This is a genomic window from Janthinobacterium sp. GW821-FHT03C08 (assembly GCF_059420905.1).
In genome coordinates, this window is record NZ_JBWKUP010000004.1 from 282,073 (window position 1) to 295,795 (window position 13,723).

The window sequence follows — 13,723 nt, forward strand, 5'->3', positions numbered from 1 at the left end:
CACAGGCCATGCTCGAAGTGCAAGAATTAAATCAATACTATGGCTCCTCGCATACCTTGCGCGGCATCAACCTGTCGGCGCGCCAGGGCGAATGCCTGGCCTTGCTGGGCAGGAATGGCGTAGGCAAGACAACCTTGCTGAAATGCCTGATGGGCGTGCTGCCCGTGGCGCAGGGCACGGTGATGTTTCAGGGGCGCGACATCACGCAACTGGCGCCGCATGCGCGCGCCAGGCTGGGCATCGCCTACGTGCCGCAGGGGAGGGATATCTTTGCGCGCCTGACGGTCGAGGAAAACTTGCTGATGGGCATGGCGGTGAAGCGCGGCAGGTCGGCGTCGCGCATCGATTCCCACATATATGAGTTGTTTCCCGTGCTCAAGGAGATGCTGCAGCGGCGCGGCGGCGATCTGTCCGGTGGGCAACAGCAGCAGCTGGCCATCGCGCGCGCCCTGCTGGCCGAGCCGCGGCTGATCATCTTCGACGAGCCGACGGAGGGCATCCAGCCCTCCGTCATCAAGGATATCGGCCGGGTCATTGCCCTGTTAAAACAACGGGGCGACATGGCCATCGTGCTGTGCGAACAGTATTTCGACTTTGCCCGCGAACTGGCCGACGAGTTCATCGTGCTGTCGCGCGGCAGCGTGGTGGCCAGCGGCAAGGCGGAGCAGATGGAGGGCGAGGAGGTGAAGCGCCATTTGGCCGTGTGAGTCAGGACAGGCGCTGATGCACGAGGTGGGCCAGTTGCCTGTGCGCGGGCAGCAGGGGATGGCGCGCGGGTAGGCGCACCACGTCCGTAAACAGGTCGGGGCGCAGCTCCGCCTCCTGCACGATGCCGTCATTCGCCGCGCCGCCAAACGGCTGGCGGCGCCCGGGAAAGCCAACGGTGCCGGCCACGCACGTGAGGGGAATGTCCGGCATGCCGATGGCGGCCATGCGCTGCGGCGAGGCGACGAGCTGGCCGCATTCGCCAAATAGCAGCTTGTACAGACGGAAACGGTTCAGGTAAATATTGTAGCGCGTGGCCACGATGGGCGAGCCGACGAGGAACAGATGTCTGGGCTGGCGCGAGCCGGCGGGTAGGCTGAAGAGGGCCTGGCGCAGCAGCACGCCGCCCAGGGAATGCCCGATCAGCGCATAGTCGCCGCCGCGCGCCAGTTCGGCAAGACGCGCCACCAGGCGTGCCTGGATGGACGCCAGCGTTTCAACGGAAGCGAAATAGGCAAAGGTGGCCGTCGCGTGGCCGGCTTTCCTCAGCCGCCTCAGGGTGGGAAAGGCGTCCCATGGGGTTGCACCCATGCCATGCACAAAGAGAATCTTCATCGCGTCTTTCCTCACAGCAGTTGCAGCCAGCCCAGCACGGCGCCGGCCGCCAGCAGCCACAGTAAATGGATCTTTGTGCGCCAGATGAGGATGCCGGCCACGATGGACAGGCTCCACAGGGGCCAGTCCGTGCGGAGATCGTGGTTGGCGCCGCCCAGGATCATGCCCGTGGAAATCAGGAGGGCGACGACGATGGGCGCCATGCCCTGCTTGAAGGCGCGCACGGGGCGCAGGTCGCGGTTGCGGTAGCCCCACTGGGCGGCCACGTAGGTGAGCGTGGTGCTGGGCAGCATGATGCCCACCATCGTCACCAGCACGCCGAAATAGGCGGCCGCGTAGCTGCCCGCGTTCATGCCCACGTTCCAGCCCATCAGGGCGACGAACAGCACGTTGGGTCCCGGTGCGGCCTGGGCGATGGCGATCGATTCGTTGAATTGCGCCTGCGTCAGCCAGCCGTGCTGCTCGACGAGGAAGCGGTGCATTTCCGCCGTGGTGGAAATGGCGCCGCCGATGGACATCAGCGACAGCATCAGGTAGTGGCCGAACAGGTTCAGCCAGTCCCCCGTGCTCAGCACCAGTTGCAGGGGCGGGTTCATGCGGACAGCTTTCGATAGGTCAGCAGGCAGCCGATGCCGCCCAGGCCGAGCAGGATGTACAGCAGGGGCCAGCGCAGGATGGCCACCATCAGCACGCCCAGCACGACGAGGGGCAGGGTCAGCCACAGGGGCAGCGGATGCTTGCCCAGCGCGGCGGCCAGCTTCACGCCCGTGGCGGCGATCATGCCGGCCGACACGGCGGCCATGCCGCGCAGGGCGCCGGCCATCTGCGCATTGTCGCCGAAGCGCGTGTACAGCACGCCCAGCAGCAGCACGATGACGAGGGGCACGGCCAGCATGCCGGCCAGCGCCGTCAGCGCGCCCCGCAAGCCGAAATAGCGCCCGCCCACCATCAAGGACAGGTTGACGACATTCGGCCCCGGCATGATTTGCGCCACGGCCCAGTCTTCCAGGAATTCCTCCTGCGTCAGCCAGCGCTTGCGTTCCACCATCTCGCGCTGGATCACGGCCAGCACGCCGCCGAATCCCTGCAGGGCCAGCCAGGTGAACGAAAAGAACAGGTCGGCGAGCGAGGCGGGCTGCGGGCGGGGGAGGTCGGGCGGAGCGGCGGAGGGCGAGGGCATGGCTGATTATCGCCGTGGCCGCTTGCCCTTGTCCATCGCTTTCGGCGACGCCTGTGCCTGCAAGAAAAAACGGCGCCTCATGTTTCCCTGCCATTGACATCGAGAATTTATCGGCAATACTTTACCGGCAATACTGCCACTGTCCGTGCCCGCGCTGGCGCCCGGCTATCTTCTGCTGGCCGCCGCCCCCGTTCCCTTCCGCAGGAGTTGTCCACCATGCCTAATTCCCCAGAAACCTTGCATATGCCCCCCAAGACCGTGCAGATGCATGCCAGGGTCGACCAGAAGATGTGCGATATCGTCAATTTGGGTATCGCCGTGCAGGCCGCCTTCAGTACCCTGTGCGCGCTGGAATACCTGAAGTCATACAATATCGACCCGGATTTGATCGAGCGCGTGCTGCTGCATCCCGAGCAGCGCCGCCAGGTGTTGCATTGAGCGGTCGCCTGTCCGGGTCGGCGTTTCCTGCCGGGACAGGCTTCTTGTATGGCGGCAACTGTGTTGCCCGCGGCCGGGATCGGGCATTGTCGAATTGCTCATTATGGCTCAGTTATGCACAAATGATGGGTTAGCGAAATTGCTGAAATAATTTTCACGTGATTATGTGTGAGTTTCTAAGTGTCTGATTTTATTGGTTTTTATTTTTGCTGTTTGATTGAGCAGTTTATTGAAAGCCGCACGGGCTGTGGCTTTGGGGCCTGTCAATAGGCGCTTATCCACAAAGATATCCACAGTCCGTGTGGATATCTGAAAAAGCGCTTAACAATCCGCCACTTAGGAAAATACGGGCGATCCGCGCGTGCCGCGGGCCGGCAAGAAGGGCCAAAACGGGGCGTCGCCGAAGGCTGTATGCCCATCCAGTGTTCCTGTTTTGTGACCAGAAGTAGCGTCCGCGGCGGTGTGGGGGATCAGGGCGTCCCGGCGGGCGGCGGCGGGGTCGAGCCGCCTTGCCGGGCCAGGGCCTCGGCCAGGTCGGCGACCTGCTGCTGGGCTTCGCGCAAGGTGGCGTAGGTGCGCAGCGAGGCGATGACGGTGGTAAACAGTTTGCGCGTGGTCAGGTCGGTCTTGCACCAGAAATCGTTGATGTCGTAATCGATGATGATGCGGTGCTCCAGCGCCTGGCCCGGCTGGCCCGTGCGCAGGATGATGCGCACGGCGCTGTTGTGCAGCTCTTCGCGGATCTGGCGCGCCACTTGCAGGCCCGCATCCTGGGTTTCCATGATGACGTCGAGCAGCACGACGGCGATGTCGGGCGTGCTGCGCAGCACGGCCAGCGCCTCGGCACCCGAGTACGCATGCAGGAAACTGAGCCTGCGCCCCTGGAAGCTGGCCTGGCTGAGGGCGAACTTGGTCACCACGTGCACGTCGACATCATCGTCGACGATCAGCACGCGCCATGGCAAGGGCGCGCTGGCGGCCTCGGATGCGGTGCCGGCATGCTCCAGCGGCTCGTCCATCAGCCAGTCCGGTTCGTCCGCCGCCTTGGCGGCGCTGTCGCTATCCATATTCATGCAGATTCCAACGTTGATCGTTCCCCTTCACTCCACACTATGCCAGTCCGCAAGGTTTGTCAAAACAATGCCGTTCTCGCAAGACCCGGCTGACCCCGGCCGCGCAGGGGTGGCGAAATATATTTTCATGGCGGTAGCGTAACGTTGCTCAAGCGCAAATGCATGATTGCAAGTCATTGATTTCATTGGGGTAAAAAATTGCCTGTGAAATCAGCAAATTGTTGAAACCCGCATCAGTGCTGGCGTTGCGGCTTGTCAAGAGGGGCTTATCAACAACTTTATCCACAGTTGCTGTGGATATCTAAAAAAGCCGTGCAAAAACCGGGACTTGGCGCCCGCTGGCCCGGTCGGGGACGGCCGTTCAGGCGGCCATGCCCTCCCTTGCCAGTTCGGCAAATGCGAGCAGGAAGCGCTGCTTGGCTTCGGCCGGTCCCATGACGTCGATTATACCGGGCAAGGGGGCGATGCCGTCAAGGTAGGCCCAGCGCTCGGCCGAATGGGGCATCAGGTCGCGCTTTTCCGTGGCCAGCGCGATCAGGTCGGCCCGCTTGATGGGCGCGTAATCGGAAAAGTCGATGCCATACCTGGCGGCGATGATGGCGCTGACCTTGTCTTCCAGCGCGGCAAATTCGGGCAGCAGCACTTTCAGCGGCTTCACCATGTCGCCCAGGTAGGCTTCGGCCGCGTCGTGCAGCAGGGCCGCCAGGCGCAGGGGCGGCGGCACCAGGCTGGCAACGATCAGGCTGTGCTGGGCAATCGAATAAAACACCTGCGTCTGGCCATTGAAGCGGCACTGGTAGGCCAGGCCATGGGCGATGTCCTCGATGGCGACCTTGTCGATGTGCGGGCGCAGGGGGTAAAAACGGTTGCCTGAGTAAGTGGAAACGTAGTCGGTGGTAATCATTGCTTTGCTCGCCTCGCTTGCGGATGCGTGATGCCCCATCCTACACCGGATGGCGTGCGCCTGCCGCCGCCTCCTGTTTCGTGTTGCCTACCCGCCCTTTTCCTGCTGAGCCTATGCATCTTGGCATATCGATTAATTTATTTCATATCATTCATTGTTTTTTCTCAGACACTATAGCAATCTTGTTTTTCTGAAACTGACTTTGGAGGCAGGGCAATGACGGCGATACCTTCGGCAAGACCTTCGTATATCTACCAGGGCGGTTCGGTGATGATGCATTCGCCGCTGCAATTGAAACAGTCTGAAATGTTCGGCTATTTCGTCAAGGGCGACCTGGCGAAGCTGCAGGCCACCGTCAACACCACCCTGAACCAGGTGGCGGGCAGCAGGATGACCCTGAAGGTCCTGTCGCCGTACGTGATGCTGACCTTTACGCGCGTCAACCATGCCGACTCGGCCAACCCCGTCGACCAGGCCAAGGGCTGGATCACGGAAGTCGATATCGTCACCTGGATCATGGTGGGCCAGATGGACGACAAGGGCAAGCTGGCGCATATCTACTGGTACCCCTGCCACATCTTCGTCGACGACGCCATGGCCCTGATCAATGGCCGCGAGCTGTTCGGCTATCCGAAATACCTGTGCGAGTACGAGATACCGGCCGCCGGCAGCGAGCCGCTGCGCTGCTCCGTCGCCGCCAAGGGATTCCAGCATTTTTCGCCGGAAACGAAACTGGCCCTGCACCCGTTGCTGGAAGTCAACGCCACCGTGCAGACGGGGCCGCATAAACCCGTCAACAGTTTCCTCGAACTCATCGAGCAGGCGTTCCAAATCTTCCTTTCCATCCCCGATTTCTTTGACCTGGACCAGGCCGGCTGGGCCGATATCCTGTCGCTGCTGCGCAATCCCCGCATCGACCAGATCTTCCTCAAGCAGTTCCCCGACAGCGCGGGCGTGAAAGCCGTGTACCAGGCCCTGGTGGCGGCGCCGGCCGAGATCAACCGCCTGCACAGCGCGCGCCTGCTGGGCTACGAGTACGAATGCACCTTGCACGCCTTCGACAGCTTCCCGCTGGACCAGACCCTGGGCCTGCAACTGGGGCCGCAGGCGGCCATCCTGCCGTTCAACGTCAACTTCGATTTCACGGCCATGCCGGGCGAGGAACTGGTCGACAATTCGCAGATCGCGCCGGAAAAGATCGCCATCCTCGGCGGCGGCGTGGCGGCCATGACGACGGCGTATTACCTGACGAACCAGCCGGGCTGGCAAAACCAGCACGACATCACCGTCTATCAGCTGGGCTGGCGCCTGGGCGGCAAGGGCGCCAGCGGGCGTAATGCGCAGGTGGGCCAGCGCATCGAGGAGCACGGCCTGCACATCTGGTTCGGCTTCTATGCGAATGCCTTCAGGATGATCAAGGAAGCCTATGCCAGCCTCGATCGCCCGCCAGGCAGCCCGCTGGCCACCTGGCGCGACGCCTTCAAGCAGCACGATTACGTGGCCCTGTCCGAGGACGTGAAGGGACAGTGGCGCAACTGGTCCATCGTCTTTCCCACCTTGCCGGGCGAGCCGGGCGAGGGCGGCGAGGACGTCACCCTGTGGCAGATGGCCGTGGCCATGGTGGGCTGGATCGAGCAATGGATACGCCAGATCCGCCAGGTGGCCGACGCCGACGCGCGCATCGTGCGCGCCAGCGCCTCGCAGGGCGAGGGCGTGTGGCCGGGCTGGCTGCGCCGCCTGGCCGACGAGGTGGTGGGCCAGGCCGACGAGCTGGGTCTGGACGTGGGCCTGTCCGTGGGCGCGCTGGTGGCGCTGGTGGCCGACCTGGCGCCCGACTCCACGCGCCACGACCAGGCCCGCCATCAGCTGCTGGCCAGTACCCTGAACGGCATCCGCGCCTGGCTGCGCCTGCGCTACCGCGCGCTGATCGATGGCGACGACGAACTGCGCCGCCTGTTCATCTGCCTGGACCTGGGCATCACCGTCATGAAGGGCATGTTCCAGGATGGCGTCTTCAGGAACGGCTTCGACGTCATCAACGACATCGATTTCCGCGACTGGCTGCGCAAGCATGGCGGCGACGAGCAGTTCAGCGTCAATTCGGCGCCCGTGCGCGGCTTCTACGACCTGGTGTTCGCCTACGAGGGCGGCGATTTCGGCAAGCCGAACATCGAGGCGGGAACGCTGTTGCGGGCGATGGCGCGCATCGGCCTGGCCTACAAGGGCGGCATCATGTTCAAGATGCAGGCGGGCATGGGCGACACCATTTTCACGCCCCTGTACGAAGTGCTGGAAAAGCGCGGCGTCAAGTTCAAGTTCTTCCAGCGCGTGGAAGAGCTGGTGCCGGGCGCGGGCGACATCGACAGCATCCGCATCACCGAGCAGGTGCAACTGCGGGACCCGGGCGCCGGCTATGCGCCGCTGGTGGACGTGAAGGGCCTGGCCTGCTGGCCCAGCGCGCCCGACTACGCGCAGCTCGATCCGGCCCAGGCGGCCCTGCTGCAGGAAAAGGACGTCAACCTGGAGTCGTACTGGAGCGATTGGCCGCAACAGTACCAGCAGGCGTTCGGCCGGCAGCTGCCCGCCACGGTGTTAAGAAAAGGCGTGGACTTCGACAAGGTGGTGTTCGGCATTTCCATCGGCTCCCTGTCCGCCCTGTGCCCGCAGCTGCTGGCGCAAAGCCCGGCCCTGCGCCTGAGCGCCGAGAAGGTGAAAACCGTGGCCACGCAGGCGTACCAGGTATGGCTCAACAAGAACCTGGCGCAAATGGGCTGGACCATGCAGCCGCAAGGCCAGCAGCCCGTGCTGTCGGCCTTCACGGAACCGTACGACACGTGGGCACCGATGGACCAGCTGCTGGCGCACGAGGACTGGCCGGCGGGGCAGGAGCCGAAAAACGTCTCCTACTTTTGCAGCGCCTTCCCCGTCGACAGCTATCCGCCCGTCACCGACGCGGATTTCCCCGCCCGCTGCGCGCAGCGCGCCAAGGAGGGGGCGCTGCACCAGCTCGAGCGCGAGATCGGCGCCCTGTGGCCCGAGGCGGGCGCGCCGGGCGCGTTCCCATGGCAATGGCTGGTCGACGCGAAGGCGGGGGCGGGCGCGGCGCGTTTCGACAGCCAGTACTGGCGCGCCAACGTCGACCCGTCCGAGCGCTATGTCATGTCGGTGGTGAACAGCACGCAGTACCGGCTGGCCACCGACCAGTCGGGCTTTTCCAACCTGTTCCTCACGGGCGACTGGATCAGGACGGGCATCAACGCGGGCTGCGTGGAAGCGGCCGTGATGGCGGGCATGCAGACGTCGCGCGCCATGACGGGCTATCCGGCCGTGATCCAGGGAGAGACGGACTTCTAGGTATGATGGCGTTTCATTGAATCCTGCGCGAGCTTGCCCATGAAACGCCTGCTGCTGCTTTGTCTGGCCTTCCTCCACCTGCCGGCGCACGCCGCGCCGGCAGGTGCGCTACTCTTGTGGCCCGGCGCGCCGCCCGGCGGCGCGGCGCCCGGCCCGCAGCGCGACAGCGCGAAAGGCTCCATCACGCAGGTGGCGCAGCCCTACCTGCTCGTGCACCGCCCCGCGCAGCCGAACGGCATGGCCGTGCTGCTGGTCAGCGGCGGCGGCTATGCGCATATCGAGGCGGGCAAGGAGAGCGGCCCCACCGCCCGCTGGCTGCAGGCGCAGGGCATCACGGCCTTTGAACTCGTGTACCGCCTGCCGCGGGAGGGCGGCGGGGTGGCCGCGCCGTTCCAGGATGGCCAGCGCGCCATGCGCGTCATCCGCGCGCGCGCCGCCGAGTGGCGCATCGACCCGGCGCGTATCGGCATGCTGGGTTTTTCCGCCGGCGCGCACCTGGCCGGCATGACAGCCGTCGCGCCGGATGCGGCCCGCCAGGCACCTGTCGATGCGGCGGACCGCGTCTCGGCGCGGCCCGATTTTGCCGTGCTGCTGTACCCCGTGCTGACCATGCAGGCGCCGTTCGACACGACGCATGCGAAGAAGGAATTGCTGGGCGCCCATCCCGCGCAGGCGGCGCGCGACGCGCTGTCGGTGGAACTGCACGTGGATGCGCGCACGCCGCCCGTCTTCCTCGCGCAGGCGCTCGACGACCCGATTTCTCCGCCCGAGAACAGCATGCTGATGGCCGCCGCCCTGCGCCGCGCGGGCGTGCCCGTGGAGCTGCACCAGTTCCAGCAGGGCGGCCATGGCTGGGGCCTGGGCCGCAAGGGCAGCGAACCGGCCGCCTGGCCGGCACTGCTGCTGGCGTGGCTGCGGGCGAATGGCTGGCTGGCCGCCGATGCCGGCAGCTAGTCGACGGCGTCGGCCGGCGCGCGCAGGTCGCGGCGCGCCTCGTCCAGCGCCGCCTGCAGCTGCGGCAGGAACTGCTCCACGCTATCGAGCTGGCCGTCCGACGCCAGGGTTTCCATCTGGTGGCACAGGCCGTGCAGGGTAGGGCGGCTCAGGTAGCCGGCGCTGCCTTTCAGGGCATGGAAGGCGGCCGCCGCCGCGCTGGCGTTGCCGTCGCGTACGGCGTGGCAGGCCAGGTCCAGGCGCCGCGGCGCTTCCATCAGGAAGGCTTGCGCGATGCGCTGCAAGTGCTGCGGCGACAGGCCCGCCAGCGGCAGGATGTGCACGGGCGCGGCCATGGGGTCGGCCGGTGACGGCGCCGCCTCCCCGGGCGTCCCGCTGGCGCCGCCGAGGCCGAACTGGCGCGCCAGCGCGTCGTCCGCGGCGGGCAGTGCCGGCGGCAGCGCGTGGCCGCGCGCCAGCAGCAGGTCGATGACGGTATCGAGCTTGTCGAACAGCAGCGCTTCATCGACGGGCTTGCTGAGGAAGTCGTCCATGCCGCAAGCCAGGTAGCGCTGGCGGTCATGTTCGCTGGCGTTGGCCGTCAGCGCGATGATGGGGATCTGCGCGTCGGGAATGGCAAACTGCGCGTTGCCGCCGTCGCGAATCACGCGCGCGGCCTGTTCGCCATCCATCAGCGGCATGCGGCCGTCCATCAGCACGCAATCGTAGGCGTCCGTGGCCAGCGCGCGCAGCGCCTGCTCGCCGTTGTCGACGATGGTGACGGCGTGGCCCATGCTTTCCAGCAGGGTGCCGATGATGATCTGGTTGGTGCGCACGTCTTCGGCGCACAGGATGCGCAGGCGGCAGGCGTGGCGCGCGTGGCGCGGCGCCAGGCGGTCATGCGCGGCCGGTGCGCTGCCCTCGGCCAGCGGCAGGCTGAAATGAAAGCGCGAGCCGATGCCGACGCGGCTTTCCACGCCGATCGTGCCACCCATCAGTTCGACCAGTTCCTTGCAGATGGCCAGGCCCAGGCCCGTGCCGCCGTAGCGGCGCGTGGTGGAGTGGTCGGCCTGCTCGAATTTCTGGAACAGGCGGGGCAAGGTGGCGGCATCGATGCCGGGGCCCGTGTCGCTGATGACGAAGTCGATCTGGCTGCAGCCATCGCGGCGCGGCGCCGCGCGGGCGCGCCGCACTTCCAGCAGCACTTCGCCATTGGCCGTGAATTTCAGGGCATTGCCCAGCAGGTTGATGAGGATCTGCCGCAGGCGGGTCGGGTCGGCGCGCACGTAGCGGGGCAGGTCCAGCGCCAGTTCGCGGCGCAGCAGCAGGCTCTTGGCGTCGGCCTGGCCCTGCACGATGCCGGCCGCGTCGCCGATCAGCGCCAGCAGGTCGAAGTCCAGCGTTTCCAGTGTCAGCTTGCCCGCGTCGATCTTCGAGAAATCGAGGATGTCGTTGAGGATGGTCAGGAGCGACTCGCCGTTGTGCAGGCCGATGCGCAGGTATTCCTGCGTGCGGCCCTTGACGGACTGGTCGCGCAGGGCGAACTTCAGCATGCCGATGACGCCGGCCAGCGGCGTGCGGATGTCGTGGCTCATGGCGGAGAGGAAATCGATGCGGTGGCGGCTGACCACTTCCGCGTGTTCCTTGGCCGTCAGCAGGGCGTCGTTGCTGAGGGTCAGCGCCAGGGTGCGTTCCTGCACGCGCTGTTCCAGGTTGTTGCGCAGCAAACGGATCTGGTCGGCGAGGGCAAAGGCCAGCAGCAGGCCGTCCAGGGTGCCGCCCAGCAGGGTCACCAGCTGGGCGTTGGCCACCATGGCCGGCATCAGGCCCAGGTTGGCGGGCAGGATCAAAAAGCCGGGCAGCATCAGGGCGACGAAGGCCAGCACGAAGAAGCGCGCCGGCTGGTAGCCGCGGCGCCAGACGACGATGCCGCAGGTGAGCGCCAGCAGCATCCACAGGCTGATGGCGATGGTGGCCAGCGCGTGCGCATACTGCAGCGCGAAGTAGCAGCTGGGCAGGAGCAGCAGGGGCAGCACCAGGTTGACCTTGCTGATGCGGTACAGCAGGGGGGAATGGTCGCGCAGGTGCAGGAAATGCATGTAGAACAGGGTGCTGAAGACGGGCAGCAGGAAGAACGGCACGTAATGCAGCTGCAGCATGTGCCAGTCGAACAGGTCGGCGAAGACGTGGAAGGTCATGGCCCAGGCCAGGCCGTACGTCAGCACGTACAGCGCGTAATACGCCGAGGCTTTTTCCAGGGTGATGGAAAAGATGAAGAAATTGAACAGGCCCAGCGCCAGCAGGGCGCCGATGGAGGCGACGATGAGGAAGTTTTCCTTGCCCACCAGCTTGCGGTACGCCTGCTGCGTCTGCACGCCGAACATGGGCGCGCGCGCATAGTAGGGGCTGGAAAAGCGGATCAGGATGGCATACGTGGCGCCCGGCGCCAGCTGCACGTTCTTGCCGTAGTGCAGCAAATACTCGTGCGGGCGCTGGTAGCCCGTCAGCAGGGTGCGCGGCGCGTCGTGCTGGCCGGGGCCGTACACGTGGATGTCGACCAGGTCGATCAGGGTGTCGTTCGGGTCGATGACCCAGGCCGTCTCGCTGCTGTCGTTGCGCACCTGCGCCAGCAGCCAGTAGGCGCCGCCGAACAGGTCGACGTCGGCGGCCGGGCGCTGGCGGGCCAGCCAGGCGGGCAGGGCGGCCGCATCGGCGGGGGCGGCGCCGTCATCTCCGGCAAGAAACAGACGCGCGCCGCTGCCCAGGGTGTGGATGCCCTGCGCCGTCAGGGGCAGCGGCGTGGCCGCGGGCTGCGCCTGCGCCCCGCACGCCAGGCCCAGCAGGCCGAACAGGCACAGCCACCCGCATAGCCAGGCGCTGACGCGGAAGCTGGAAGCGCGGTGGCTGGACGGGAGCGGGTGGGCTGGCATCGGTGAATAGGGTGACTGTCGCGTGGAAATGGGCGGCAACGCCATTTGCTGTGGAGTGCCCATTTTAATCGACTCTCGGTGGCACACGCGCAATTTCCTGCCACAAAGACATGCTGCCCGCTGGCCGGCCGGCCCGTTCCGGTATCATGTCGCCTTTTGCCTGCGAGTCATTATGCTCAGTCCCGACCAGTTCCTGGCCTTCCTGGCCGCCGCCGTCCTCATCACCGCCAGTCCCGGCCCCGACAACCTGATGGTCCTGGGCGTGGGCATGTCGCGCGGGCGCCGCCAGGGCATGGCGTTCGGCCTGGGCTGCGCCCTCGGCTGCCTGACGCACACGGTGCTGGCGACCATCGGCGTGTCGGCTCTGCTGGCCGCCTCGCCTACCGCCTTTACGGCGCTGAAAGTGGCCGGCGGCCTGTACCTGGTGTGGCTGGGCATCGGCGCCATCCGCAGCCGCGGCGGCGCGAAAGTCGATGGCGCGGCGGCCCTGCCCGACGAGTCCTTGCTGCGCCTGTTCGGCAAGGGCCTGTTCGCCAACAGTATCAATCCGAAAGTCGTGCTGTTCTTCCTGTCGTTCCTGCCGCAGTTCATCGTCGCGGGGCGGGGCGATGCCAGCTGGCAGACGGCGCAGCTGGGGCTGGTGTTTACGGCGCAGGCTTGCGTGCTGTTCGGCCTGCTGGGCTACTTTTCCGGTGCCGTCGGCACGTGGCTGAACCGCCGCCCCCGCGCCGGCCTGTGGCTGGACCGCGTGGCCGGCACCATCTTCATCGCCCTGGGCCTGCGCCTGATCCTGGCGCGCTAGGCTCCATCCTGGCGGTGATGCGGAAGGCCAGTTCCATCTGATCCTGCACGGCCATGGCGCCGCCCAGGATGGCGAAAGGCACGATGCCGAAATCGCTCTGCTTGAGCAGCAGGCTGCCGCTGGCCTGCAGGCTGCGCCCGTCGGCCGCTTCCTCGATCCGCACCGGCAACTGCACCGCGCGCGTCACGCCATGCAGGGTGATGTCGGCGGCGAGCACTTCGCCGGCGCCCGCGCGGCGGGCCTCCACGCGCACCCACGGATAGCGCTCCGCCTCGAGCACGCGCACCAGCATGTTGTGCCGCGTGCCGGCGATGGCATCGGCCGACGGTGTCGTCGTCAGGCCGGCCGCCTGGCGCAAGCCATCCTCGTCGACGCTCATTTCATCCAGCCGGAACTGGAAGGCGGCGCGTCCCGCCTGGGGCGCCACCACGCCCTGCAGGCTGCGGCTGGCAACCACGTGGTCGTGGCCCAGGCGCGCCAGCGCGCCGCCGCGGCGCACGGTGATGGTCAGCAGCGATTCCTGCGGCGCGATGTGCAGCAGGCGCATGCCGCGCTGCTGCCAGGCGGGCGCGGCCATGGTTGCCGCCCCGGCGGCCGGGGCCGGCGCCAGGGCGGCCGGCGGCGCGCTGAACGGCGAACAGGCGGCCAGCATGGCGCAGGCGCAGGCCAGCAGCGCGCGGCGATACGGCATCGAAGGGTATTCCTGGCGGGAGAGCGGCATGGGCATGGCGTCGGGGCGTTGGAGGCGATGGGGGCATAGTAAGCGATCCGGCCCGCGGCGGGCTAGCC

The 13,723-nt window shown here is 66.4% G+C and carries 12 protein-coding genes; 5 read left to right on the forward strand and 7 right to left on the reverse strand.

The annotated features are described in order from the left end of the window. Positions 1 to 8: 8 nt before the first annotated feature. Positions 9 to 707, forward strand: coding sequence for an urea ABC transporter ATP-binding subunit UrtE (gene urtE / locus AC07VL_RS07625; RefSeq protein WP_494805295.1), 699 nt, complete (start codon positions 9 to 11; stop codon positions 705 to 707). Between the two features lies 1 nt (position 708). Here urtE and AC07VL_RS07630 read toward each other — a convergent pair whose 3' ends face one another. Genes AC07VL_RS07630 through AC07VL_RS07640 form a run of 3 tightly spaced genes read right to left on the reverse strand, consistent with a single transcriptional unit; the run spans position 709 to position 2,500 of the window. Beyond that, positions 709 to 1,320, reverse strand: coding sequence for an esterase/lipase family protein (locus tag AC07VL_RS07630; RefSeq protein WP_494805296.1), 612 nt, complete (start codon positions 1,318 to 1,320; stop codon positions 709 to 711). A gap of 11 nt (positions 1,321 to 1,331) precedes the next feature. Beyond that, positions 1,332 to 1,916 (reverse strand): chromate transporter, encoded by a 585-nt coding sequence (locus AC07VL_RS07635; RefSeq protein ID WP_494805297.1) that lies wholly within the window; start codon positions 1,914 to 1,916, stop codon positions 1,332 to 1,334. Next, positions 1,913 to 2,500: a chromate transporter gene (locus AC07VL_RS07640; protein WP_494805298.1), complete on the reverse strand. Its 588-nt coding sequence runs from the start codon at positions 2,498 to 2,500 to the stop codon at positions 1,913 to 1,915. The genes AC07VL_RS07635 and AC07VL_RS07640 overlap by 4 nt, the downstream gene beginning before the upstream one ends. A gap of 216 nt (positions 2,501 to 2,716) precedes the next feature. Between AC07VL_RS07640 and AC07VL_RS07645 the strand changes: the two genes are divergently transcribed. Then, positions 2,717 to 2,938 (forward strand): hypothetical protein, encoded by a 222-nt coding sequence (locus tag AC07VL_RS07645; protein ID WP_290603820.1) that lies wholly within the window; start codon positions 2,717 to 2,719, stop codon positions 2,936 to 2,938. A 470-nt stretch (positions 2,939 to 3,408) separates the two neighbouring features. On the opposite strand, the gene AC07VL_RS07650 is transcribed toward AC07VL_RS07645, so the two are convergent. Both AC07VL_RS07650 and AC07VL_RS07655 read right to left on the reverse strand, forming a co-directional pair. Then, positions 3,409 to 4,011, reverse strand: coding sequence for a response regulator (locus AC07VL_RS07650; protein ID WP_494805299.1), 603 nt, complete (start codon positions 4,009 to 4,011; stop codon positions 3,409 to 3,411). A gap of 361 nt (positions 4,012 to 4,372) precedes the next feature. Next, complete coding sequence (locus AC07VL_RS07655) at positions 4,373 to 4,915, reverse strand: phosphohydrolase (RefSeq protein ID WP_494805300.1); 543 nt, start codon at positions 4,913 to 4,915, stop codon at positions 4,373 to 4,375. A 216-nt stretch (positions 4,916 to 5,131) separates the two neighbouring features. On the opposite strand from AC07VL_RS07655, the gene AC07VL_RS07660 reads away from it, so the two are divergent. Both AC07VL_RS07660 and AC07VL_RS07665 read left to right on the forward strand, forming a co-directional pair. Beyond that, a complete protein-coding gene (locus AC07VL_RS07660; RefSeq protein ID WP_494805301.1) occupies positions 5,132 to 8,269 on the forward strand; it encodes an NAD(P)-binding protein in 3,138 nt (1,045 codons plus the stop codon). 39 nt (positions 8,270 to 8,308) lie between these two features. Further along, positions 8,309 to 9,223 (forward strand): alpha/beta hydrolase, encoded by a 915-nt coding sequence (locus AC07VL_RS07665; RefSeq protein WP_494805302.1) that lies wholly within the window; start codon positions 8,309 to 8,311, stop codon positions 9,221 to 9,223. Here AC07VL_RS07665 and AC07VL_RS07670 read toward each other — a convergent pair. Then, positions 9,220 to 12,132 carry a hybrid sensor histidine kinase/response regulator gene (locus AC07VL_RS07670; RefSeq protein ID WP_494805303.1) on the reverse strand — a complete coding sequence of 971 codons (2,913 nt, stop codon included), beginning with the start codon at positions 12,130 to 12,132 and terminating at the stop codon, positions 9,220 to 9,222. The genes AC07VL_RS07665 and AC07VL_RS07670 overlap by 4 nt on opposite strands. Positions 12,133 to 12,304: 172 nt before the next feature. Between AC07VL_RS07670 and AC07VL_RS07675 the strand changes: the two genes are divergently transcribed. After that, positions 12,305 to 12,934, forward strand: coding sequence for a LysE family translocator (locus tag AC07VL_RS07675; protein WP_494805304.1), 630 nt, complete (start codon positions 12,305 to 12,307; stop codon positions 12,932 to 12,934). Here the strand turns inward: AC07VL_RS07675 and AC07VL_RS07680 are convergent. After that, positions 12,897 to 13,655 carry a YceI family protein gene (locus AC07VL_RS07680; protein WP_494805305.1) on the reverse strand — a complete coding sequence of 253 codons (759 nt, stop codon included), beginning with the start codon at positions 13,653 to 13,655 and terminating at the stop codon, positions 12,897 to 12,899. The two genes, AC07VL_RS07675 and AC07VL_RS07680, sit on opposite strands and share 38 nt — an antisense overlap. Positions 13,656 to 13,723 lie beyond the last annotated feature (68 nt).